Here is a 24,526-nt window from a genome sequence, read left to right as displayed (position 1 = left end):
ATGTCTATTACAACAATGCTAACCCTCTTGGTATCCTCTATGTTGATCTACTCAGCACCTCTTGTCTTTACGAGTATTGGTGGGGTCTTCTCTGAACGTGGAGGGGTAGTCAATGTCGGTCTTGAGGGAATTATGGTTATGGGTGCCTTTTCTGGGGTAGTCTTCAACCTTGAATTTGCAGAACAACTTGGATCAGCAACTCCTTGGCTTGCCTTATTGGTCGGAGGAATTGTGGGAGCGATTTTCTCAATTATCCACGCAGCTGCGACCGTTCACTTCCGTGCGGACCATGTTGTCAGTGGAACAGTGTTGAACTTGATGGCGCCAGCTTTAGCAGTCTTTTTGGTCAAAGTTCTTTATAACAAAGGACAAACCGACAACTTGAGCCAAACTTTTGGACGTTTTGATTTCCCTGTTTTGGCAAATATCCCAGTAATCGGCGATATCTTTTTCAAGTCAACGAGTCTGCTTGGTTACTTGGCCATTGCTTTCTCATTCCTTGCTTGGTTTATCCTCTTCAAGACCCGCTTTGGTCTTCGCCTTCGCTCTGTCGGGGAACACCCTCAAGCAGCGGATACCTTGGGCATCAATGTTTACAAGATGAGATATTTTGGAGTTATCATTTCTGGTTTCCTTGGTGGAATTGGTGGAGCTATCTACGCCCAATCAATCTCAGTCAACTTCTCAGTGACAACCATTGTAGGGCCTGGATTTATCGCTCTTGCCGCTATGATTTTTGGTAAATGGAATCCAATCGGAGCTATGCTTTCAAGTCTCTTCTTTGGACTCTCTCAAAGTTTGGCCGTTATTGGTTCCCAGCTTCCTTTCTTGCAAGGAGTACCTGCGGTATACTTACAAATTGCACCTTATGTTTTGACAGTCATTGTCTTGGCAGCCTTCTTCGGAAAAGCTGTTGCACCAAAGGCAGATGGTATCAACTATATCAAGTCAAAATAAAGTTGTTATTATGTACTTAACAAGATTTAATGTGAATTTTACTGATAATCAGTGTAGTACAATTGAACAATAATTTTGTGTAGCTTGTTAGACAAAATTATTGTTTTTTGTACTATCAAATATAGATTAATTGAAGGATTTTGTAAGATCATCAATTCTATTAGTAGTTTTAGGAGAAATTTTGTGGATAGTAAAGATTGGTTAGAATATTTTGAAGCAATAAATGGACGTAAGCCCAGTTCCCAAGAATTTTTAGAAGCAAAAGAAAGTGGCTTGATAGGCGCTCCTTCCTTTATGAAAAAAACAGAGGAGGTAACTGAACAGAAAATAACCACAGTGATGAAAGAAGAATATTTAGAAAACTTCCCTCAAAGATTTAAGAAAAATGACGCTTCTAAGTCATCGTTGGACATCACTTCTAAAAATGAGATGGGAACTCTCAATGAAAGATCGATTTCTAGACAAATGAGCACAAATAGAATTAACTTTCATGATAGGTTATTGAATGTACAAGTATTCAAGGATAAGATTGATGTCTCAGATAATCCCAATAATGGTATTTTTCATCAATTTTTACCATTCCTTAATGGAAAACATAAAGTGTTATTAACGCTAATAGTAGTGGGGTATCTGGCTTTTTTATTCTGTGGTTTTAGACCTCTTGGCAAAATTTCTTATGCTTCAAATCTTTATGAAGTGGGGAGTATCTTTATTCCCAAAAAGTATACTACGGGTTATGGAGGCTATTCATTTTTCAATGCAGATAAGGAAATTGACAGACAGATGAATAGTTCTTTAGCAAGATTTCGTTATAGATTTATCACACCGATGATTATTTCTGTAGTGGTGATGGGAGTTTCAACACATCTACTACGAAATGATCAAGAGTTTCAAACATATGTTTTTAATTACTATCAACAAAAGAAGGTAAAATAAATGAGAATTGAAACAGTTTTAGGAATAGTTTTAACTGTGCTCATACCAATTGCAGTTGTAGAATATGGTTTAAAGCCAGCAGAATTGATGTTAGAAGATGATTTGGTCAATCAGGGAGTTATTAAAAAGAGAGACACAAAATTATTTACACGTCAAGTTCATATATTTTACTCTAAAAAGATTAGAAATCTTAACGGAATAGCACATTTGTTACAAGAAAATCCAATTTTAGTTCCTAAATTACCAACTAAAATTTTTCAGTTTCTTGGTGAAGTACAGCAGACTTTTTATCCCGATAAAATTATTTTTACCATGGAATTTTTAAAAAGAAGAATTATCTTTGTTTTAGAATATTTAGGTGAGGAAAATGGAGAGTTCGTCTATCAATTTACGCTTAAGAATCTAAGAAATCGTTCATTTAGAGAAATTGTCTTTATCTATAATGTTATCTTAACTCGAATTGAAAATTATTTGAAATCGCTAGATGATTCTATTGAAGTTGAACGTAAAGTGGTTGAATATAGGACCACAGTAAAATAGGAGAAAAAAATGGAAGTTTTATTTATATTTCTATTTATTGCAATTGTTTTTGCGATTTACTATGGTAACAGTATTCTTAAAATTGGAATATATAAGCTTATAAATAGCGCTAAAGATAAAATTGAAAATAGTGTTGCTGAGCAGAAGGAAAAACAAGGACAGACTGATAAACGTGAAAAATTATAACTGAAAAATTAGATTTAATAAAGTTAATTTTGAATGAAATCATTGTATATAATTAAAATTGAAAGGGGAATAAATGAAAAGAGCAGATTGGATAGAATATTTTGAATTAATTAATGATCGAAAACCCACCCCAGAGGAATATTTTTCAGCAAAAGCTGCTGGTGAATTTGTAGAGGATACTGGGTCAGGTGAAGAGGAAATCAAATCAGAAGTAAAAGAGGCCTTGCAGACGGATGAGATTTCTGATGAGATAGCAGGTGAAGAAGAGAATGACCATTTTTGTGAAGAATATGATGAGTCTGTTGTTACTGCTGATCCACTGCAAACACCTTTTGTAGTGGATCAACGAGGTCGAGATATTAGTTTTGGAAAGGCAATTGTCGATTTTTTTAGAGGATACTGGGATTTTAAAGGATACACTTCGAGAAGCGGGTATTGGTATATGGTTCTTTTTAATCTTTTATTATTGATTATATCAATCTTTCTTCCTATAAATTTCTTTAATCCACGGTATCTTTTAAACCCGTTTTATTTAATAACAGGAGGTTTCTTATATTTCTTGTTTTGGCTTTCGGCTCTTATCCCATGGGTTGCTATAAATGTGCGTCGTCTTCGAGATGTAGGTTTTAAAGGTTCTGGCATCTTTTTGTTGTATGTAGCTGAGTGCGTGCCTTTTTTAAATATCCTAATTGCATTATTCCTTTTGTTTAGCGTTTGTCAAAGAGCAGATTATTTTACTAAGGAATATGATAGTATTTTTTTTAGGAAACTCAATCAAAAAGAACCATTACCAGATATATCACTACCGGAAAGAAAATCAATTGGTGGATGGATTGGAGTTCTCTTCATATTTCTATCATTTATAGGGTTGATGGCTCCTATATCTAATTACGGGAGTTCTCATCATGGTAATACTCGAAATTGGAATAACCCGGGAACTACCAGTCAGTCAAGTAATTTTACTGAAAAAGATAGCAGCAGTATGAGTTCAGAAATTTATCAGGTAGACCTATCTGATTATGAGATTAAAATTCACCTGTCTGGTGAATCTGGATCAGGCGTTGCTAGAACAGAGGTTTTAAAAATACCTCAAGTTTCCTTTAATGATCAGGAAGTTCAAAATTTTTTAGAGAATCCAACCATCAAACTCTCAAAAAGTTCAGGTTTATCAAACGGAGATACGATTGAAGTTAAGTTGATTCTAGATAAAGATAAGGCTAAGAGACTGGGGATATCTATAATAGGAAGTTACCATAAATATTATACTGTTTCTAAATTAGAACTCTCTAACTCTGCGAATAGTAGAAATTCTTCCATAAGTAATTACTGGAATGAAGGGAAGGCCAAAAAACTAGCAAACTATATGGTTGAGTTTGGGAAAAACATGAATCAACCAAACTATAGGCAGATTCCTTTAAGTACAAACCTTTATTGGACAAATGGGGATAAAGTTTCATCTGATTATCAAATTGTAGATGCATATGAATATTGGTTTTCAAGTGGTACAAAGGTACATAGATACTTCTTCGCAATCAATTCAGATGGTACTCCAAAAGTGTTATATTCTCAGGATACAAATGGAGAACACTATAATGTTTCTGAGACCAACAACACAGATCTTAGAACTTCATTTGCTTCAATTGTAAATGGTGATTAAAGGATGCAATTCTGGAAATGAGTTTATTCCTTGGTTACCTAATATAAAAAAAGCGAACAAGTGATATTTCTGACTTACAGAAATATCACTTGTTCGCTTTTTTTATATATGCGGTTAAATTTTTATCTATTACTTTTTTGATGGGTTAAGTTCAATCCCCAAGGAACAAGGTTTTCAGTTTTGCTTTTGATGCGTGTGATATTATCCTTGTGACGAATGATAATCAAGCTAGCAAGTGCTAAGATAATAGCGATAAAAAGAAGGTCATAGCTGCTCAGAATAAAACCAAATAGTGGAAATAGGAGAACTCCGATAACGGCTGCGATAGAAGCAGTAACGCTAGACAGTGAAATCATACTACCTAGATAGAGGGTTCCAAAAAATACAATCGCTAGGTAGAGACAGAAGACAGGCGCAAATCCGAAAATCACTCCAGCGCTGGTTGCGACAGCCTTACCCCCTTTAAATCCTGCAAAGATAGGAAAGGTATGTCCAATGACAGCTAAAAGTCCAAAGACAAGAGGCGATACACCTTGTTGGTGGAAAAGAATAGGAAGTAGAGTAGCCAAGGTCCCTTTAAAGAAGTCAATCACAAAGGTTGCCATACCTGCTTTCTTTCCTAAAATGCGGAAAGTATTGGTCGTTCCAGTATTTCCAGAACCGTGTTCACGCAGATTTGTTTGAAAGAAAACTTGTCCAATCCATAGACCAGACGGAATCGAACCTAGCAAATAAGCTAAAATTAATAATACAAATGTCATCATAGACCTATTATACCATGAAATGCTGTGGAAAGTCAGAGAATATCTTGTGAAATTGTGACAGCTGAACGGGAAAAACTTTGCAAAATCCCTAGAAAACCTGTAAAATAGAAAAGATGAACGAATAGGAGGTTCCTTGTGTCAAAAAAGGAAATCAATATTAATAACTACAATGATGACGCCATTCAGGTGCTAGAAGGGTTGGATGCGGTTCGTAAACGTCCAGGGATGTATATCGGATCGACAGACGGTGCTGGTCTCCATCATTTGGTCTGGGAAATTGTGGACAATGCGGTCGATGAAGCCTTATCTGGATTTGGTGATCGCATTGATGTGACTATCAATAAAGACGGCAGTTTAACAGTAGAGGACCATGGTCGAGGGATGCCGACTGGGATGCACGCCATGGGAATTCCAACCGTTGAGGTTATCTTTACCATTCTCCACGCAGGAGGGAAATTCGGTCAAGGTGGCTATAAGACATCTGGAGGTCTCCACGGGGTAGGTTCTTCAGTCGTTAATGCCCTATCAAGCTGGCTGGAAGTTGAAATCACTCGTGATGGTGCGGTCTACAAGCAACGTTTTGAAAATGGTGGGAAACCCGTCACAACCTTGAAGAAAATTGGTACAGCACCCAAGTCTAAGACAGGTACCAAAGTTACCTTCATGCCTGACGCGACGATTTTTTCTACGACTGACTTCAAGTACAATACCATTTCAGAACGACTCAATGAGTCTGCTTTTCTCTTGAAAAATGTGACCTTGTCTTTGACAGATAAGCGAACAGATGAAGCGATCGAGTTTCACTATGAAAATGGGGTGCAGGACTTTGTTTCTTACCTGAATGAAGATAAGGAAACCTTGACACCAGTCCTATACTTTGAAGGCGAAGACAATGGTTTCCAAGTGGAAGTTGCCCTCCAGTACAATGATGGATTTTCAGATAACATCTTGTCTTTTGTCAATAACGTTCGTACTAAAGATGGTGGAACGCATGAGACAGGACTCAAGTCAGCCATTACTAAGGTCATGAATGACTACGCGCGTAAGACGGGGCTCCTCAAGGAAAAAGATAAAAATCTTGAAGGTTCAGACTATCGTGAGGGACTAGCGGCGGTTCTTTCTATCTTGGTTCCTGAAGAACACCTCCAGTTTGAAGGACAGACTAAGGACAAACTAGGCAGTCCACTGGCTCGCCCGATTGTTGATAGCATTGTCGCAGAAAAATTAACTTTCTTTCTCATGGAAAATGGAGAACTAGCTTCCAATCTCATCCGCAAGGCTATTAAGGCTCGTGACGCTCGTGAAGCAGCACGTAAGGCGCGTGATGAGAGCCGAAATGGCAAGAAAAATAAAAAAGACAAGGGCTTGTTGTCTGGGAAATTGACTCCAGCTCAGTCTAAAAACCCTGCAAAGAATGAACTCTACCTAGTCGAGGGGGACTCTGCCGGTGGTTCTGCCAAGCAAGGTCGTGACCGTAAGTTCCAAGCTATCCTACCTCTTCGTGGTAAGGTGATTAATACAGCCAAGGCTAAGATGGCAGATATTCTCAAAAATGAAGAAATCAATACCATGATTTATACCATCGGAGCGGGTGTCGGAGCAGACTTCTCCATTGAGGATGCCAACTATGACAAGATCATTATCATGACCGATGCGGATACCGATGGTGCCCATATCCAAACCTTGCTCTTAACGTTTTTCTACCGTTACATGCGTCCGCTAGTTGAGGCAGGACATGTCTATATCGCCCTTCCGCCTCTTTACAAGATGTCCAGAGGAAAAGGCAAGAAAGAAGAAGTGGCCTATGCTTGGACAGATGGTGAGTTAGAAGAACTTCGCAAGCAGTTCGGCAAAGGCGCTACCCTCCAACGCTACAAAGGTCTTGGTGAGATGAATGCGGACCAACTCTGGGAAACAACCATGAATCCAGAAACCCGCACTCTTATCCGTGTCACGATTGAAGACCTAGCACGCGCTGAACGTCGCGTCAATGTCCTCATGGGAGATAAAGTCGAACCACGCCGTAAATGGATTGAGGATAATGTCAAGTTTACGCTGGAAGAAGCGACAGTGTTTTAAGAAAGTATAGGAAATATTATGGTGAGACAGAATTATTTTGATATTTTGAACCAGATGGAGTTTGATCCACAGAGAGAACTGAAAAATTTAGTGGACTTACTTAAAATGGAGAATAATTTGGGCTACGGCTATTATACAACGATAAATAGTGCCATTTCTGATAATTTCTTAGATTATCCTAATCGTTCAACCTTCACCAGTTATTCACAAATGATAGAAGTTATTATTTCAAACATCTACAATACAACTGAACAACTATTTGTTTTCTCTGAGTTATTAGTCGATATTTTTTGTAATCTTGCGGAAAAATTTACTGAGGAAGAGAGTGAGTTTATTCAAGTTATATTTGATAATATTACAAGATTCTTAGAATTATCAAATCATGAACTGATCACTTTAGAAAATGGTGACAAGATCATTGTTGAAAAGAATGTTTATGCCTCAGAAGTTTCTCAGATTGTATCTGAAACGAGTATACAAGATGCGATAAAGGTGTTAGAATATAATCATTTTTCAAATAAGGGAAATATTCAGCGTAAGAAAGAAATACTTATTGCTTTAGCGAACTACCTTGAACCGTTTAGGAGAGAATTAAATAATTCTGAAGAATTAAAAGATATTTTGAAAGTTAACAATCAAAAGGTTATCGCGTTTGAAAAACTTTTTGAAATGTATAATAATTTTGGTTTAAGGCACAATAATTCAAATCAATATCATCTTGATTTGGCTGATGATGAACTGGAACAATGGTATGATGACATCTATACTTCGACTTTATTTGTTATTTTAAGTATGGATGAATCTAGAATTTTGTCGAAATTAAAAACTTTGAGAGAAGGATAGCTAAATCTGTTATAATTGATTAACTAATTTAACTTGAGAAATAGTATGCTAATAGACAGTAATATCAAATAAAGAACAGGTGTTAATATGAGAACTGAACCCGAAATGCTTGGTTTAATTTTTCAAACCGCAAAAGTGCTCCAAGTCGAGGCTGTCGCCATGTCTGGTTCACGGACAAATCCAAAAGCTCCAAAAGATGAGTTTCAAGATTATGATGTTGTTTATGTCGTGGACGACTTAGATAATCTGACGAGTAATCTTACTTGGTTGGACCAGTTTGGAACACGTATCATTGAGCAGCATAATATCCTAGGCAACCGTCGACTTTATCTGATGCTTTTTGAAGATGACAATCGCATTGATTTGACTTTATGTCCTAAAGAGTATATCAAGGAGTGGGTAGAAAGCGAAGCGGATTTCACGGTGCTAGAGGACCCTAAGGGCTTATTTGCGCCTTATTCTCCAAATCCTCAGCGTTACTGGACAAGTCCAGCTAGTCAGATAGATTTCGAAAAAGCCTGCAATGAATTTTGGTGGGTTTCCGCCTATGTGGTTAAGGGTATTCGTCGCTGTCATCTCATCTATGCAACAGACCATCTTTACGGTATTTGCCAACAAGAACTCTTGAAGGTCTTGGCTTGGCAGGTCGCAAGTGATGGGGGAAAGGTCGATATCGGCAAGAACTACAAGTATCTTTTCCAGTATTTACCTACAGAGAAAGAGAAGGAATTCTCAGCTCTCCTTGATTTTTCAAGTGTAGAGAAACTTACTCAGTCATTGTTTGCTACGATGCAACTTTTCCACCAAGAGGCTCAATTCCTTGCTCACAAGATGGGATTTGACTATGATATGGAAGTAGCTGAGAAGATGATTCAGTATGCTGAGGAGAGACTCGAAACAAATGAAACATTTACAAAATAATAAGATAACAAAATTTTTACTGATTAGTTTTCTCATTTCTTGGGGATTTGGTTGGGGATTGCTCGCTTTTCTGACGCAAATGAGCCTCTTAAGTCTAACAAGTCCACTAGGAGTTTTTCTCCATTTACTAGGAGGTTTCGGTCCAACCATTGCAGCCATTTCTTGTTTGCCTCAAAAATCCATTAAAAGCATAGTCTCTTTTATCTTAGGGGACTCAAAGAAATATATTTTGTTATTTCTTTTACTAATTTTCGTGCAGACAGGTGTCATTGCTTTCTCATCTAAGGAGCTTAATCCGGCTTTTCCACTAGGAAATTTGTTTGTTGTTTTTTTGAGTGCAGTCTGTGTTTATGGTGGCGAAGAAGAATTGGGATGGCGAGGCATCTTGCAACCAACTTTGGAAACTAGATTCTCCTTTTGGATTTCCGGTTTGATAACAGGTTGTATTTGGGCAATATGGCATGTACCTTTATGGTTTGTGATTGGAAGTTCCCAAAGTAGGATGCCTTTTATATTATTCAGTATATTTGCAATTTATCTCAGTATTCTTCTAGCAGCTGTTTTCAAAAAGACTAAGTCGATCCTTTATTGCGCCATTTTTCACGGCCTAATTAATACCCTACTTAGCTTATTTGTTATTAAAATTAATCTTTTATTCATTCTAGGATTAGTAGGATTGCTCTTCTTTTCTCACTACCCACAAAGAAATAGTTAAATTTATAAAATATAGATTTACTTTACAATAAAACACTAAAAAGAGAATTATTATGTCTAACATTCAAAACATGTCCCTGGAGGACATCATGGGAGAGCGCTTTGGTCGCTACTCCAAATATATCATTCAAGACCGGGCTTTGCCAGACATTCGGGATGGATTGAAGCCGGTTCAGCGTCGCATTCTTTATTCTATGAATAAGGATGGCAATACTTTTGACAAGAGCTACCGTAAGTCGGCCAAGTCTGTCGGGAACATCATGGGGAATTTTCACCCACACGGTGACAGTTCCATCTATGATGCCATGGTCCGTATGTCTCAGGACTGGAAAAATCGTGAGATTTTGGTTGAAATGCACGGTAACAATGGTTCTATGGATGGGGATCCGCCTGCGGCAATGCGTTATACCGAGGCGCGTTTGTCTGAGATTGCAGGCTACCTTCTTCAGGATATCGAGAAAAAGACAGTTCCTTTTGCTTGGAACTTTGATGATACCGAGAAAGAGCCGACTGTTCTTCCAGCAGCCTTTCCTAACCTTTTGGTCAATGGTTCGACTGGGATTTCAGCTGGATATGCTACGGACATTCCACCACATAATTTGGCCGAGGTTATCGATGCGACAGTCTACATGATTGACCACCCAACAGCCAAGGTGGACAAACTCATGGAGTTCTTACCTGGACCAGACTTCCCGACGGGAGGAATCATCCAAGGGCGAGACGAAATCAAAAAGGCCTATGAAACTGGGAAAGGGCGCGTGGTCATTCGCTCTAAGACGGAGATTGAAAAGCTAAAAGGTGGTAAGGAACAAATCGTTATCACTGAAATTCCTTATGAAATCAATAAGGCTAATCTAGTCAAGAAAATCGATGATGTTCGTGTCAATAACAAGGTGGCAGGGATTGCTGAGGTTCGTGATGAGTCTGACCGTGACGGTCTTCGCATTGCTATCGAACTCAAGAAAGACGCCAATACGGAGCTTGTTCTCAACTATCTATTCAAATATACTGACCTTCAAATCAATTACAACTTTAACATGGTGGCGATTGACAATTTCACACCTCGTCAGGTAGGGATTGTGCCAATCCTGTCTAGCTATATCGCCCACCGTCGTGAAGTGATTTTGGCGCGTTCTCGCTTTGACAAGGAAAAGGCTGAGAAACGTCTCCATATCGTCGAAGGTTTGATTCGCGTGATTTCGATTTTGGATGAAGTCATTGCCCTTATCCGTGCCTCTGAGAACAAGGCTGACGCCAAGGAAAACCTCAAGGTCAGCTATGAGTTTACTGAGGAACAGGCTGAAGCTATCGTAACATTGCAACTTTACCGTTTGACCAATACCGATGTGGTTGTCTTGCAGGAAGAAGAAGCAGAATTGCGTGAGAAGATTGCTATGCTTGCAGCCATTATCGGTGATGAACGGACCATGTACAATCTCATGAAGAAAGAGCTTCGTGAGGTCAAGAAGAAGTTTGCGACTACTCGTTTGAGTTCTTTAGAAGATACAGCAAAAGTCATCGAGATTGATACAGCTAGTTTGATCGCTGAGGAAGATACCTATGTCAGCGTAACCAAAGCAGGCTATATCAAACGGACTAGCCCTCGTTCCTTTGCAGCTTCTACGCTGGAAGAAATTGGCAAGCGTGATGATGATCGTTTGATCTTTGTTCAATCTGCCAAGACAACCCAGCATCTCTTGGTGTTCACGACTCTTGGGAATGTCATCTATCGACCAATCCACGAATTGGCAGATATTCGTTGGAAGGATATCGGAGAGCATCTGAGCCAGACCATTACAAATTTCGAAACTAATGAAGAAATCCTGTATGCTGAAGTTGTGGATCAGTTTGATGATGCGACAACCTACTTTGCTGCAACTCGTCTTGGTCAAATCAAACGCGTAGAACGCAAAGAATTCTCTCCATGGCGGACCTACAAGTCTAAGTCTGTCAAGTATGCTAAGCTCAAAGACGAGACAGACCAAATTGTAGCAGTAGCTCCGATTAAACTGGACGATGTACTCTTGATTAGCCAAAACGGTTACGCCCTTCGTTTCAATATCGAAGAGGTACCAGTTGTTGGTGCAAAGGCTGCAGGTGTCAAGGCTATGAACCTAAAGGCAGATGATGCGCTTCAGGCTGCCTTTATCTGTAACACCTCATCCTTCTACCTCTTGACCCAACGTGGAAGCTTGAAACGTGTCTCTTGTGAGGAAATTCCAGCAACCAGTCGTGCTAAACGAGGCCTACAAGTCTTGCGTGAGTTGAAGAACAAACCGCACCGTGTTTTCTTGGCAGGCGCAGTTGCAGAGCAAGGTTTCGTTGGTGATCTCTTTAGTACAGAAGTGGAAGAAAACGAACAAACGTTACTTGTCCAATCTAACAAAGGCACAATCTATGAAAGTCGATTGCAAGATCTCAGCTTGTCAGAACGTACTAGCAATGGAAGCTTTATTTCAGACACGATTTCAGATGAGGAAGTTTTCGATGCTTACCTCAAAGAAGTCTTTAAAGAGGACAAAACAAATCCGTAAAAAGAATCAGTCCAAGGGGCTGATTTCTTTATGTTGAAAAAATTTTCAGAAAATTACAAATAATACTTGAAATTTTACTAGAAAAGTGTAGAATAGAACACATAGTTTGAATAGTATAAAGGAGAAACACATGACAGTTGCAATTGATTGGGAAAACCTTGGATTTTCTTATATGAAATTACCTTATCGTTATATCGCTCATTATAAAAATGGTCAATGGGATAAAGGAGAATTGACAGAGGACGCAACCTTGCATATTTCAGAGTCTTCTCCAAGTCTCCACTATGGACAGCAAGCGTTTGAGGGATTAAAAGCCTACCGTACCAAGGATGGCAGTGTTCAACTTTTCCGTCCAGATGAAAATGCCAAGCGTCTGCAACGTACCTGCGATCGTCTCTTGATGCCACAAGTTCCGACAGAAATGTTTGTAGAAGCTTGTAAAGCAGTTGTGCGTGCAAATGAAGAATACGTCCCACCATATGGAACAGGTGGAACCCTTTATCTTCGTCCACTTTTGATTGGTGTTGGAGATATTATCGGGGTTAAACCAGCAGAAGAGTATATTTTCACCATCTTTGCTATGCCGGTTGGTAACTATTTTAAAGGTGGTTTAGTCCCAACAAATTTCTTGATTCAGGATGAATACGACCGGGCAGCTCCAAATGGTACAGGTGCTGCCAAGGTAGGTGGGAACTATGCTGCCAGTCTTCTCCCAGGTAAAATGGCCAAGTCTCGCAACTTTTCTGACGTTATCTACCTAGACCCATCTACACATACAAAGATTGAAGAAGTCGGATCAGCCAACTTCTTTGGAATCACGGCAGATAATGAATTTGTTACGCCATTAAGCCCGTCAATCTTGCCATCCATTACCAAGTATTCTTTGCTTTACCTGGCAGAACACCGCTTGGGCTTGACACCGATTGAAGGTGATGTCCCAATTGATAATTTGGAGCGTTTTGTAGAGGCAGGTGCCTGCGGTACGGCAGCGGTTATTTCGCCAATTGGAGGCATCCAACACGGCGATGATTTCCATGTTTTCTATAGTGAAACAGAAGTAGGTCCTGTTACACGTAAACTCTATGATGAATTGACTGGTATCCAATTTGGTGATGTAGAAGCGCCTGAAGGATGGATTGTCAAAGTGGACTAAAAAACATAAAGTAAAGTGAAACTCCATAGCAGTTGTAAGGGCTGAAATGGAGTTTTTTCTTGCTAGTTTGAGCATTTTCTTGTACAATAGAAAAAGTGAAAAGAGGTAAAGTATGAGTAAAAAAGATAAGAAAATTGAAATTCAATTAACAGATGCAAAAGTGACTGTTGGAAAAGACAGCTATGAAGGCTACGTTTTGACAATCGGGAAAAAGGTCATTGGTGAAATTGCCGAATTAGATAGTCAATTTGCCATCATAAAGAATGGAAATGTCGATAGTTTTTATAAAAAACTTGAAAAAGCTGTGGAAATTTTGATTGAAAACTATAATTTAACAAAATAATGCTTGTTTTTTTGAAAATTTCATGATATAATAGTTTTCGTTAAGCATTGGAGAGATAGCGAAGTGGCTAAACGCGGCGGACTGTAAATCCGCTCCTTCGGGTTCGGGGGTTCGAATCCCTCTCTCTCCATCTCATCATTGGGGTATAGCCAAGCGGTAAGGCAAGGGACTTTGACTCCCTCATGCGTTGGTTCGAATCCAGCTACCCCAGTTCTTAGGTAATAAATTCAAGATGAAAAGAAAAATATCTTAGGGTATTTTATTTTTATATTGAAAGACGTGAACAAAATGAACATGTTCTTGCGGGTGCTTAGGAAAAAAATATAAGTATGTCAAGTTTTGGAAAAGACTTGATTGTTGGAGGATTTTTTAGATGAACGAATTTGAAGATTTGCTAAATAGCGTTAGCCAAGTTGAGCCTGGTGATGTTGTTAGTGCTGAAGTATTGACAGTTGATGCGACTCAAGCTAACGTTGCAATCTCTGGGACTGGTGTTGAAGGTGTCTTGACTCTTCGCGAATTGACAAACGATCGCGATGCAGATATCAATGACTTTGTGAAAGTAGGAGAAGTATTGGATGTTCTTGTACTTCGTCAAGTAGTTGGTAAAGATACTGATACAGTTACATACCTTGTATCTAAAAAACGCCTTGAAGCTCGCAAAGCATGGGACAAACTTGTAGGACGCGAAGAAGAAGTTGTTACTGTTAAAGGAACTCGTGCCGTTAAAGGTGGACTTTCAGTAGAATTTGAAGGTGTTCGTGGATTCATCCCAGCTTCAATGTTGGATACTCGTTTCGTACGTAACACTGAGCGTTTCGTAGGTCAAGAATTTGATGCTAAAATCAAGGAAGTTGATCCTAAAGAAAACCGTTTCATCCTTTCACGTCGTGAAGTTGTTGAAGCAGCTACTGCAGCAGCTCGTGCTGAAGTATTTGGTAAATTGGCTGTTGGTGATGTAGTAACTGGTAAAGTTGCTCGTATCACAAGCTTTGGTGCTTTCATCGACCTTGGTGGTGTTGACGGATTGGTTCACTTAACTGAATTGTCACACGAACGTAACGTATCACCTAAATCAGTTGTAACTGTTGGTGAAGAAATCGAAGTGAAGATCCTTGATCTTAATGAAGAAGAAGGACGCGTATCACTTTCACTTAAAGCAACTACACCTGGACCATGGGATGGTGTTGAGCAAAAATTGGCTAAAGGTGATGTAGTAGAAGGAACAGTTAAACGTTTGACTGACTTCGGTGCATTTGTTGAAGTATTGCCAGGTATCGATGGACTTGTTCACGTATCTCAAATTTCACACAAACGTATCGAAAATCCAAAAGAAGCTCTTACTGTTGGTCAAGAAGTTACTGTTAAAGTACTTGATGTTAACGCTGATGCAGAACGTGTATCACTTTCTATCAAAGCTCTTGAAGAACGTCCAGCTCAAGAAGAAGGACAAAAAGAAGAAAAACGCGCTGCTCGTCCACGTCGTCCAAAACGTCAAGAAAAACGTGATTTCGAACTTCCAGAAACACAAACAGGATTCTCAATGGCTGACTTGTTCGGTGATATCGAACTTTAATCAAATTGATAATCACAAAATCCTTTGTTTAAAACAAGGGATTTTTCTTTTGTCTCTTTCCCATTTTTGATATAATAGTTCTATGTTAGATTCAGAAAAACAATCACAATATCAATTGTTAAACGAGGAACTCTCCTACTTACTTGAAGGTGAGAGCAACGTTCTTGCCAATCTTTCTAATGCTAGTGCCCTTCTAAAATCTCGCTTTCCCAATACTGTATTTGCAGGTTTTTATCTGTTTGATGGTAGCGAATTGGTTTTAGGGCCTTTTCAGGGCGGCGTTTCGTGCATTCGTATTCCGCTTGGAAAAGGCGTATGTGGAGAAGCTGCTGAGTTTCAAGAGACTGTTTTAGTTGGCGATGTGAGTACCTATCCAAACTACATTGCTTGCGATAGTAAGGCCAAGAGTGAAATCGTAGTTCCCATGCTCAAGAATGGTCGATTGCTGGGTGTCTTAGATTTGGACTCTTCTCTTATCGATGATTACAATGCTATTGATCGTGATTACTTGGAACAATTTGTCGCTATTTTGCTTGAGAAGACAGAATGGGACTTTACGATGTTTGAGGAGAAAGCCTAATGTATCAAGCACTTTATCGAAAATATAGAAGCCAAACTTTTTCACAATTGGTCGGACAAGAGGTTGTGGCTAAAACCCTAAAACAAGCGGTCGAGCAGGAAAAGATTAGTCATGCCTACTTATTTTCTGGGCCTCGAGGAACTGGTAAAACCAGTGTAGCTAAAATATTTGCTAAGGCTATGAATTGCCCTAATCAAGTAGGGGGAGAACCATGTAATAACTGTTATATCTGTCAAGCTGTAACGGATGGAAGTTTAGAAGACGTTATTGAAATGGATGCAGCTTCTAATAATGGGGTTGATGAAATTCGTGATATTCGTGATAAATCAACTTACGCTCCAAGTATAGCTCAGTATAAGGTTTATATCATTGACGAGGTTCATATGCTTTCAACAGGTGCCTTTAATGCGCTTTTGAAGACCCTTGAAGAACCAACTCAGAATGTTGTCTTTATTTTGGCAACCACCGAATTGCATAAGATTCCAGCAACTATTTTATCGCGTGTTCAACGTTTTGAGTTTAAATCGATTCGAACGCAAGATATTAAGAACCATATCCAAACCATTTTGTCAAAAGAGAATATCAGTTCTGAACCAGAGGCTGTGGAAATAATTGCTAGACGGGCTGAAGGTGGGATGCGGGATGCCTTGTCTATTCTGGATCAAGCCTTGAGTTTGACTCAAGGGAATGCTTTAACTACAGCTATCTCTGAGGAGATTACAGGCACCATTAGTCTATCAGCACTTGATGCCTACGTAGCCGCCTTGTCTCAGCAGGATGTTTCAAAAGCGCTTGATTCTTTGAATCTTTTGTTTGAAAATGGCAAGAGCATGACTCGTTTTGTGACGGATCTCTTGCAGTATTTGCGTGATCTACTAGTTGTTCAGACAGGTGGCGAAAATACTCATCATAGTCCAGTTTTTATGGACAATCTAGCTCTTTCCCAAGAAAGTCTCTTTGAAATGATTCGTCTAGCGACAGTGAGCTTGGCAGATATGAAGGCTAGTTTGCAACCTAAGATTTACGCTGAGATGATGACCATTCGTTTAGCGGAAATCAAGTCTGAATCTTCGATTTCAGGAGCTGTTGAAAGTGAAATTTCTGCACTGAGACAGGAAGTCGCCCGTCTCAAACAAGAACTTGCTAATGTAGGCACAGCTCCTAAACAAGTTGCGCCAGTTCCTAGTCGTCCAGCCACTTCCAAGACAGTCTATCGAGTGGATCGCAACAAAGTTCAGTCTATCCTGCAAGAAGCTGTCGAAAGTCCTGATTTGGCACGTCAAAACTTGATTCGCCTCCAGAATGCATGGGGAGAAGTGATCGAAAGCTTAGCTGGACCTGATAAAGCTCTTCTCGTAGGTTCTCAACCAGTTGCGGCCAATGAACACCATGCTATTTTAGCCTTTGAGTCTAATTTCAATGCTGGTCAAACCATGAAACGTGATAATCTCAATACCATGTTCGGCAATATTCTCAGCCAGGCAGCTGGATTTTCACCTGAGATTCTGGCTATTTCCCTAGAGGAATGGAAAGAGGTTCGAGCAGCATTTTCAGCTAAAAACAAGTCTTCTCAAGCCGAGCAAGAGGCTGAAGAAGAGAGCCTGATTCCAGAAGAATTCGAATTTCTAGCTGATAAAGTCATGGTTGAAGAAGACTAAAAATGGATTTCATGATACAATAATCTTATGAATAGACAACAATTTATCATAATAGCATTATTCACGGCTGCTGAGACTTATTTTTTCAATGAATCTTTGATGACTAGTCGCTATGTTATGGCAGCTTTTTGGGCGATTCTACTCTTTCGAAATTTTAGATTAAGTTACCTGATGGGAAAAATTGTAGATGCTATTGATCAGCACCTAAACCGCAAGGATTAGCCCCCAGCTTCTAGACAAAATCAAAGCCTTTTAGGCTTTTTTTTGTTATACTAGTAGAGTATATTTATTGACCTTTTGTCCTATTTTTTAGGGATTGTAAGCAATTTCCTAAAGTATTGAGCAAAATGTTTGAAAAAGAAAGGAACTATCATGTCAGTATTAGAGATCAAAGATCTTCACGTTGAAATTGAAGGAAAAGAAATTTTGAAAGGAGTCAATCTGACTCTGAAAACAGGAGAAATTGCAGCCATTATGGGACCAAATGGTACGGGTAAATCGACTCTTTCAGCAGCTATTATGGGTAACCCTAACTATGAAGTTACTAAAGGTGAGGTCTTGTTTGATGGCGTAAACATTCTTGAGTTGGAAGTGGACGAACGTGCGCGTATGGGACTTTTCCTTGCCATGCAATACCCATCTGAAATTCCAGGCATTACCAATGCTGAGTTTCTACGTGCAGCCATGAATGCTGGAAAAGAAGATGATGAAAAGATTTCAGTTCGAGAGTTCATCACTAAACTAGACGAGAAAATGGAATTGCTCAACATGAAAGAAGAAATGGCAGAGCGTTATCTTAACGAAGGATTTTCTGGTGGTGAGAAAAAACGTAATGAGATTCTTCAACTCTTGATGTTGGAACCAACTTTTGCACTTTTGGATGAGATTGACTCAGGTCTTGATATTGATGCCCTTAAAGTCGTATCAAAAGGTGTCAATGCCATGCGTGGTGAGGGCTTTGGTGCGATGATCATTACTCACTACCAACGTCTCTTGAACTACATCACACCAGACGTGGTACACGTGATGATGGAAGGTCGTGTTGTCCTTTCTGGTGGTCCAGAATTGGCAGCGCGTTTGGAACGTGAAGGATACGCAAAACTAGCTGAAGAACTTGGCTATGACTACAAGGAAGAATTGTAATTCCCTCGTATCTTTTAGGAGAAGTAAATGACTAAAGAAACTATTAAACTTTTTTCAGAAATGCACGCTGAACCAAGCTGGTTGTCAGACCTCCGTCAAAAAGCTTTTGATAAGATTGAGAGTTTGGAATTACCAGTTATCGAGCGTGTGAAATTTCACCGTTGGAATCTGGGAGATGGTACGATTACAGAAAGCGAGCCATCAGCAAATGTTCCTGACTTCACAGCTCTAGACAATCATTTGAAGTTGGTGCAAGTAGGTACTCAAACAGTTTTTGAACAAATTCCAGTAGAGTTGGCTGAACAAGGTGTAGTCTTTACAGACTTCCACTCAGCTTTAGAAGAAATTCCAGAACTCGTAGAAGAATTCTTCATGTCGTCCGTTAAATACGACGATGACAAGTTGGCAGCCTACCACACAGCTTATTTCAATAGTGGTGCTGTTCTCTACATTCCTGATAATGTTGAGATTAAAGAGCCAATCGAAGGTATTTTCTACCAAGACAGTGATAGCGATGTTCCATTTAACAAGCATATCCTTATCATTGCTGGTAAAAACTCTAAGATAAGCTATCTTGAACGTCTAGAGTCACGAGGTGAAGGTAGTGCTAAGGCAACTGCTAATATCACAGTGGAAGTCATTGCTCGTTCAGGCGCTCAAGTGAAATTTGCGGCTATTGACCGTCTAGGGGAAAATGTCACTGCCTACATTAGCCGTCGTGGTAAACTAGGCAACGATGCAAGTATTGACTGGGCAATCGGTGTCATGAACGAAGGAAGCGTCGTTGCAGATTTTGATAGCGACTTGATTGGAAATGGTAGCCATGCAGACCTCAAGGTCGTTGCCCTATCAAGTGGCCGTCAGGTGCAAGGGATTGACACTCGCGTAACAAACTACGGTTGCAACTCTATCGGAAATATTCTCCAACATGGGGTTATTCTTGAGAAAGCAACCTTGACCTTCAATGGTATTGGCCACATCATCAAGGGTGCTAAGGGTGCAGATGCGCAGCAAGAGAGCCGTGTTCTCATGCTTTCAGACCAGGCTCGTTCAGATGCAAATCCAATCCTTTTGATTGACGAAAATGACGTAACTGCAGGTCATGCGGCTTCTATCGGTCAGGTGGATCCAGAAGATATGTACTATCTCATGAGCCGTGGTTTGGATAAGGCAACAGCAGAACGCTTGGTTGTACGTGGTTTCCTTGGTTCCGTAATCGTTGAGATTCCAGTAAAGGAAGTTCGTGATGAAATGATTGCAACTGTCGAAGAAAAATTGTCAAAACGCTAAGGGGAAACCGATGTTAGATGTAGAAGCGATTCGCAAGGATTTTCCAATTTTAGACCAGATTGTCAACGATGAACCTCTGGTCTATCTGGACAATGCTGCGACGACACAAAAACCACTAGCAGTTCTGGAAGCCATCAACCGCTACTATGAGCAGGACAATGCCAATGTTCACCGTGGTGTCCATACCTTGGCTGAGAGAGCGACAGCTTCTTATGAAGCTGCTCGTGAAACCATTCGTAAATTTATCAATGCAGGCTCTACAAAAGAAGTGCTTTTTACCAGAGGAACGACAACCAGCCTTAACTGGGTGGCACGCTTTGCTGAGGAAATCCTGACTGAGGGCGACCAGGTCTTGATTTCCGTCATGGAACACCATTCCAATATCATTCCATGGCAGGAAGCCTGTCGCAAGACTGGAGCGGAGCTTGTCTATGTCTATCTTAAAGACGGTGCCTTGGATATGGAGGATTTGCGAGCTAAATTGACTGATAAGGTTAAATTTGTTTCGCTAGCTCATGCCTCTAATGTTCTTGGTGTGGTCAATCCTATCAAGAAAATCACTCAAATGGTTCACCAAGTTGGAGCCATCATGGTGGTGGATGGCGCCCAGTCTACACCTCATATGAAGATTGATGTCCAGGACTTGGATGTGGACTTCTTTGCCTTTTCTGGTCACAAGATGGCTGGTCCGACTGGTATCGGTGTCCTTTACGGTAAAGAGAAGTATCTGGAACAAATGTCACCAGTTGAATTTGGCGGTGAGATGATTGATTTCGTCTACGAGCAATCTGCTAGTTGGAAGGAATTGCCTTGGAAATTCGAGGCTGGAACTCCTAATATGGCTGGTGCCATCGGACTTGCTGCTGCAGTGGATTATCTTGAAAATATTGGTATGGATGCCATTGAAGCTCATGAACAGGAACTGATTGCATACGTTTATCCAAAACTGCAGGCGATTGAAGGACTGACTATTTATGGTTCTCAGGATTTGGCTCAACGTTCGGGTGTTATTGCCTTTAACCTAGATGATCTTCATCCTCACGACCTTGCGACCGCTTTGGACTATGAAGGAGTGGCTGTTCGTGCGGGTCACCACTGTGCGCAACCCTTGCTTCAGTATTTAGAAGTCCCAGCAACAGCTCGTGCTAGTTTTTATCTCTACAATACCAAGGATGATTGTGACAAACTAGTCTATGCCCTACAAAAGACAAAGGAGTTTTTCAATGGCACTTTCTAAACTAGATAGCCTTTATATGGCAGTGGTAGCAGACCATTCGAAAAATCCACATCACCAAGGGAAGTTAGAAGACGCTGAACAAATCAGTCTCAACAATCCAACCTGTGGGGATGTCATCAATCTCTCTGTCAAGTTTGATGCAGAAAATCGTTTGGAAGATATTGCTTTTCTAAATTCAGGATGCACGATTTCAACTGCCTCTGCTAGTATGATGACAGATGCCGTTTTAGGAAAAACCAAGCAAGAAATTTTAGAACTTGCGACCATTTTTTCAGAAATGGTGCAAGGACAAAAAGATGACCGCCAAGATCAACTAGGCGATGCAGCCTTCTTATCGGGTGTTGCCAAATTCCCTCAACGAATCAAGTGTGCAACCCTAGCTTGGAATGCTCTCAAAAAAACAATTGAAAATCAAGAAGATAAATAAGAAACATAGAAATATATAATGAAAGAAAGGATATTATGGCTGAAGAAAGAGTAGAACCAAAACCAATTGACCTTGGTGAATATAAATTTGGTTTCCATGATGATGTAGAGCCTGTCCTATCGACAGGAAAAGGACTCAACGAAGGTGTTATTCGTGAATTATCTGCTGCCAAGGGTGAGCCAGAGTGGATGTTAGAATTCCGTTTGAAGTCTTATGAAACCTTCAAAAAAATGCCCATGCAAACCTGGGGAGCAGACTTGTCAGAGATTGACTTTGATGACTTGCTCTATTACCAAAAACCATCTGATAAACCTGCCCGTTCTTGGGATGATGTACCTGAAAAGATTAAAGAAACCTTTGAACGTATCGGTATTCCAGAAGCTGAACGTGCTTATCTAGCAGGAGCCTCTGCTCAGTACGAGTCAGAAGTTGTTTACCATAACATGAAAGAAGAATTTGAGAAGTTAGGCATTATCTTTACAGATACGGATTCTGCCCTCAAGGAATACCCAGACTTGTTCAAACAATACTTTGCTAAGTTGGTACCGCCGACTGATAACAAGTTGGCTGCCCTCAATTCAGCAGTATGGTCAGGTGGAACCTTTATCTACGTGCCAAAAGGGGTCAAGGTAGATATTCCGCTTCAAACCTACTTCCGTATCAATAATGAAAATACTGGTCAGTTTGAACGCACCTTGATTATCGTTGATGAGGGAGCAAGCGTCCATTACGTAGAAGGATGTACAGCACCGACTTACTCAAGCAACAGTTTGCATGCAGCCATTGTAGAAATCTTTGCTTTGGACGGAGCTTATATGCGTTATACAACTATCCAAAACTGGTCTGATAACGTCTATAACTTGGTAACCAAACGCGCCAAAGCCTTGAAAGATGCAACTGTTGAGTGGATTGATGGGAACTTGGGTGCCAAAACGACTATGAAATACCCATCTGTTTACCTTGATGGAGAAGGGGCTCGTGGTACCATGCTCTCTATCGCCTTTGCTAATGCTGGTCAACACCAAGACACGGGTGCTAAGATGATCCACAATGCTCCACATACCAGCTCGTCTATCGTGTCTAAATCCATCGCTAAAGGCGGAGGAAAGGTTGACTACCGTGGACAAGTAACCTTTAATAAAAATTCTAAGAAATCTGTTTCTCACATCGAGTGTGATACCATTATCATGGATGACTTATCAGCTTCAGATACCATTCCATTCAATGAAATCCATAACTCACAAGTTGCTTTGGAACACGAAGCCAAAGTATCTAAGATTTCAGAAGAACAACTCTATTACCTCATGAGCCGTGGATTGTCAGAATCTGAGGCAACTGAGATGATTGTCATGGGATTTGTAGAACCTTTCACTAAAGAACTTCCAATGGAATACGCAGTTGAGCTAAACCGCTTGATTAGCTATGAGATGGAAGGATCAGTTGGGTAAGAATATGCAAAATCTGAACAGGAAGTTTTCCTGTTCAGAATTTTTTTCAAAAAAAGACCTAATAAATATTCACAAAAATACTTTTATGTGGTAAAATAAAACAATTACATTTAGTGGAGATGAAGTATGAAAATTTTTAGAACCAAGGATGTTAGTCTGGGACGGACAGAAATGCGCCGGCATTTAAAATTATGGGATTTGATTTTACTAGGAATCGGTGCCATGGTAGGGACGGGAATTTTCACCATTACAGGAACAGCAGCAGCTACACTAGCTGGCCCATCACTAGTGGTTTCCATTGTGATTTCTGCCCTGTGCGTTTCTTTATCAGCCCTCTTTTTTGCGGAATTCGCCTCTCGTGTGCCTGCAACAGGAGGTGCTTATAGTTATCTCTATGCGATTTTAGGAGAATTGCCAGCCTGGATTGCTGGCTGGTTGACCATCATGGAATTCATGACAGCTGTTTCAGGTGTGGCGTCTGGCTGGGCAGCTTACTTTAAGGGCTTACTCAGTAATTATGGTATCTCCATGCCCCAAGCCTTAAATGGCACCTTTAATCCCGAACAAGGCACCTATATTGATCTTTTACCTATTTTGGTGCTTGCTCTGGTAACGGGAGTAGTCTTATTGAATTCCAAGGCAGCCCTGCGCTTTAATTCGCTTCTAGTGGTCTTAAAATTCTCTGCTCTGGCTTTGTTCATCCTAGTTGGGATTTGGCACATCAAACCTGAAAATTGGTCGAATTTTGCTCCCTTTGGCTTTGGTCAAATTTATGGTGGAAGTACTGGGATTATGGCAGGAGCCTCTTTGATGTTCTTCGGTTTTCTCGGTTTTGAGTCGATTTCCATGACAGTTGATGAAATTCAAAGTCCGCAAAAGAATGTTCCTCGAGGAATTGTCCTTTCTCTGTCAATCGTCACTATTCTCTATGCCTTGGTGACCTTAGTATTGACAGGGATTGTTTATTACAGTAAGCTTAATGTGGATGACGCAGTGGCCTTTTCATTGCGTAGTATTGGGATTGGTTGGGCGGCAAATTATGTTTCGATTGTAGCCATTCTAACCCTGATAACTGTATGTATTTCCATGACTTATGCTTTGTCTCGAATGATATATAGCTTAGCACGTGATGGACTTTTACCTCAAAGCTTTAAACAACTAAGTAAAACTAGTCGAGTTCCAAAGAATGCAACTATCTTAACAGGGGCTGCTTCAGCCATTGCTGCGGGTATTTTCCCCTTGGCAAGTATTGCAGCCTTTCTAAATATCTGTACACTAGCCTATCTCATCTTACTAGCTTATGGCATTATAAAACTCAGAAAGGATAAGGGAATGCCTAAAGAAGGAGAGTTCAAGACTCCTTTAGTGCCGCTTTTGCCAATCCTTTCCATTCTTATCTGTCTTTCCTTTATGCTTCAGTACACCAAGGAAACATGGATTGCCTTTGGACTTGCTTTGGCGGTTGGACTAGTGATTTACTTTACTTATGGCTATCGTCACTCTACACTTTCTGAAGAAAAATAAAAGCTGGAAAAATCTC

At 40.1% G+C, this 24,526-nt stretch carries 23 protein-coding genes and 2 tRNA genes; 24 read left to right on the top strand and 1 reads right to left on the bottom strand.

The annotated features are described in order from the left end of the window. The 5 genes from D8862_RS02100 (at window position 1) to D8862_RS02085 (ending at window position 4,276) form a co-directional block, all read left to right on the top strand. On the top strand, window positions 1–957 hold the full coding sequence (locus tag D8862_RS02100) for an ABC transporter permease (protein ID WP_093585609.1): 957 nt from the start codon (window positions 1–3) through the stop codon (window positions 955–957). A gap of 183 nt (window positions 958–1,140) precedes the next feature. Next, complete coding sequence (locus D8862_RS02095; RefSeq protein ID WP_125448515.1) at window positions 1,141–1,893, top strand: hypothetical protein; 753 nt, start codon at window positions 1,141–1,143, stop codon at window positions 1,891–1,893. Beyond that, window positions 1,894–2,433: a hypothetical protein gene (locus tag D8862_RS02090; RefSeq protein ID WP_125448514.1), complete on the top strand. Its 540-nt coding sequence runs from the start codon at window positions 1,894–1,896 to the stop codon at window positions 2,431–2,433. 9 nt (window positions 2,434–2,442) lie between these two features. Further along, window positions 2,443–2,619 (top strand): hypothetical protein, encoded by a 177-nt coding sequence (locus tag D8862_RS09590; RefSeq protein ID WP_185760819.1) that lies wholly within the window; start codon window positions 2,443–2,445, stop codon window positions 2,617–2,619. A gap of 73 nt (window positions 2,620–2,692) precedes the next feature. Further along, entirely contained in the window at window positions 2,693–4,276 is a 1,584-nt protein-coding gene (locus D8862_RS02085; RefSeq protein ID WP_125448513.1) for a DUF4767 domain-containing protein, read from the top strand. A 122-nt stretch (window positions 4,277–4,398) separates the two neighbouring features. On the opposite strand, the gene plsY is transcribed toward D8862_RS02085, so the two are convergent. Continuing rightward, entirely contained in the window at window positions 4,399–5,040 is a 642-nt protein-coding gene (gene plsY / locus D8862_RS02080) for a glycerol-3-phosphate 1-O-acyltransferase PlsY (protein ID WP_125448512.1), read from the bottom strand. Between the two features lie 135 nt (window positions 5,041–5,175). On the opposite strand from plsY, the gene parE reads away from it, so the two are divergent. The 19 genes from parE (at window position 5,176) to D8862_RS01985 (ending at window position 24,510) form a co-directional block, all read left to right on the top strand. Continuing rightward, window positions 5,176–7,119, top strand: coding sequence for a DNA topoisomerase IV subunit B (gene parE, locus D8862_RS02075; protein ID WP_125448511.1), 1,944 nt, complete (start codon window positions 5,176–5,178; stop codon window positions 7,117–7,119). Between the two features lie 18 nt (window positions 7,120–7,137). Then, window positions 7,138–7,962: a hypothetical protein gene (locus D8862_RS02070; protein WP_125448510.1), complete on the top strand. Its 825-nt coding sequence runs from the start codon at window positions 7,138–7,140 to the stop codon at window positions 7,960–7,962. Between the two features lie 87 nt (window positions 7,963–8,049). Beyond that, on the top strand, window positions 8,050–8,883 hold the full coding sequence (locus D8862_RS02065) for an aminoglycoside 6-adenylyltransferase (protein WP_125448509.1): 834 nt from the start codon (window positions 8,050–8,052) through the stop codon (window positions 8,881–8,883). Further along, window positions 8,864–9,598, top strand: a complete 735-nt coding sequence (locus D8862_RS02060; protein ID WP_125448508.1) for a CPBP family intramembrane glutamic endopeptidase — start codon at window positions 8,864–8,866, stop codon at window positions 9,596–9,598. The genes D8862_RS02065 and D8862_RS02060 overlap by 20 nt, the downstream gene beginning before the upstream one ends. 52 nt (window positions 9,599–9,650) lie before the next feature. After that, on the top strand, window positions 9,651–12,131 hold the full coding sequence (gene parC, locus D8862_RS02055) for a DNA topoisomerase IV subunit A (RefSeq protein WP_125448507.1): 2,481 nt from the start codon (window positions 9,651–9,653) through the stop codon (window positions 12,129–12,131). Between the two features lie 115 nt (window positions 12,132–12,246). Further along, window positions 12,247–13,284 carry a branched-chain amino acid aminotransferase gene (locus tag D8862_RS02050; RefSeq protein ID WP_312023004.1) on the top strand — a complete coding sequence of 346 codons (1,038 nt, stop codon included), beginning with the start codon at window positions 12,247–12,249 and terminating at the stop codon, window positions 13,282–13,284. Between the two features lie 112 nt (window positions 13,285–13,396). Next, window positions 13,397–13,627 (top strand): DUF2969 domain-containing protein, encoded by a 231-nt coding sequence (locus D8862_RS02045; protein ID WP_000037107.1) that lies wholly within the window; start codon window positions 13,397–13,399, stop codon window positions 13,625–13,627. A 49-nt stretch (window positions 13,628–13,676) separates the two neighbouring features. Then, a tRNA-Tyr gene (locus tag D8862_RS02040) sits at window positions 13,677–13,757 on the top strand. A 9-nt stretch (window positions 13,758–13,766) separates the two neighbouring features. Next, a tRNA-Gln gene (locus D8862_RS02035) sits at window positions 13,767–13,838 on the top strand. A gap of 162 nt (window positions 13,839–14,000) precedes the next feature. Beyond that, window positions 14,001–15,203 (top strand): 30S ribosomal protein S1, encoded by a 1,203-nt coding sequence (gene rpsA / locus D8862_RS02030; protein ID WP_001001617.1) that lies wholly within the window; start codon window positions 14,001–14,003, stop codon window positions 15,201–15,203. A gap of 82 nt (window positions 15,204–15,285) precedes the next feature. Beyond that, complete coding sequence (locus tag D8862_RS02025; RefSeq protein ID WP_125448505.1) at window positions 15,286–15,783, top strand: GAF domain-containing protein; 498 nt, start codon at window positions 15,286–15,288, stop codon at window positions 15,781–15,783. Then, complete coding sequence (dnaX, locus tag D8862_RS02020; RefSeq protein ID WP_125448504.1) at window positions 15,783–17,441, top strand: DNA polymerase III subunit gamma/tau; 1,659 nt, start codon at window positions 15,783–15,785, stop codon at window positions 17,439–17,441. The genes D8862_RS02025 and dnaX overlap by 1 nt, the downstream gene beginning before the upstream one ends. A 27-nt stretch (window positions 17,442–17,468) precedes the next feature. Then, on the top strand, window positions 17,469–17,663 hold the full coding sequence (locus D8862_RS02015; RefSeq protein WP_125448503.1) for a DUF3272 family protein: 195 nt from the start codon (window positions 17,469–17,471) through the stop codon (window positions 17,661–17,663). A 150-nt stretch (window positions 17,664–17,813) separates the two neighbouring features. Continuing rightward, window positions 17,814–18,584, top strand: a complete 771-nt coding sequence (sufC, locus tag D8862_RS02010; RefSeq protein WP_000114489.1) for a Fe-S cluster assembly ATPase SufC — start codon at window positions 17,814–17,816, stop codon at window positions 18,582–18,584. Window positions 18,585–18,611: 27 nt separating this feature from the next. Then, window positions 18,612–19,874 (top strand): Fe-S cluster assembly protein SufD, encoded by a 1,263-nt coding sequence (gene sufD / locus D8862_RS02005; protein ID WP_125448502.1) that lies wholly within the window; start codon window positions 18,612–18,614, stop codon window positions 19,872–19,874. Window positions 19,875–19,884: 10 nt separating this feature from the next. Then, window positions 19,885–21,111 carry a cysteine desulfurase gene (locus D8862_RS02000; protein ID WP_125448501.1) on the top strand — a complete coding sequence of 409 codons (1,227 nt, stop codon included), beginning with the start codon at window positions 19,885–19,887 and terminating at the stop codon, window positions 21,109–21,111. Then, window positions 21,098–21,538 (top strand): Fe-S cluster assembly sulfur transfer protein SufU, encoded by a 441-nt coding sequence (sufU, locus tag D8862_RS01995; protein ID WP_125448500.1) that lies wholly within the window; start codon window positions 21,098–21,100, stop codon window positions 21,536–21,538. Before D8862_RS02000 ends, sufU begins: the two co-directional genes overlap by 14 nt. Window positions 21,539–21,573: 35 nt before the next feature. Beyond that, window positions 21,574–22,986, top strand: a complete 1,413-nt coding sequence (gene sufB / locus D8862_RS01990; RefSeq protein ID WP_125448499.1) for a Fe-S cluster assembly protein SufB — start codon at window positions 21,574–21,576, stop codon at window positions 22,984–22,986. Window positions 22,987–23,112: 126 nt separating this feature from the next. Then, a complete protein-coding gene (locus D8862_RS01985; protein WP_125448498.1) occupies window positions 23,113–24,510 on the top strand; it encodes an APC family permease in 1,398 nt (465 codons plus the stop codon). Window positions 24,511–24,526: the final 16 nt, after the last annotated feature.

It is taken from the genome of Streptococcus oralis (assembly GCF_003942585.1).
In the GTDB taxonomy this organism is placed as follows: Bacteria; Bacillota; Bacilli; order Lactobacillales; family Streptococcaceae; genus Streptococcus; species Streptococcus oralis_BE.
This window is presented reverse-complemented; position numbering and strand designations above follow the sequence as displayed.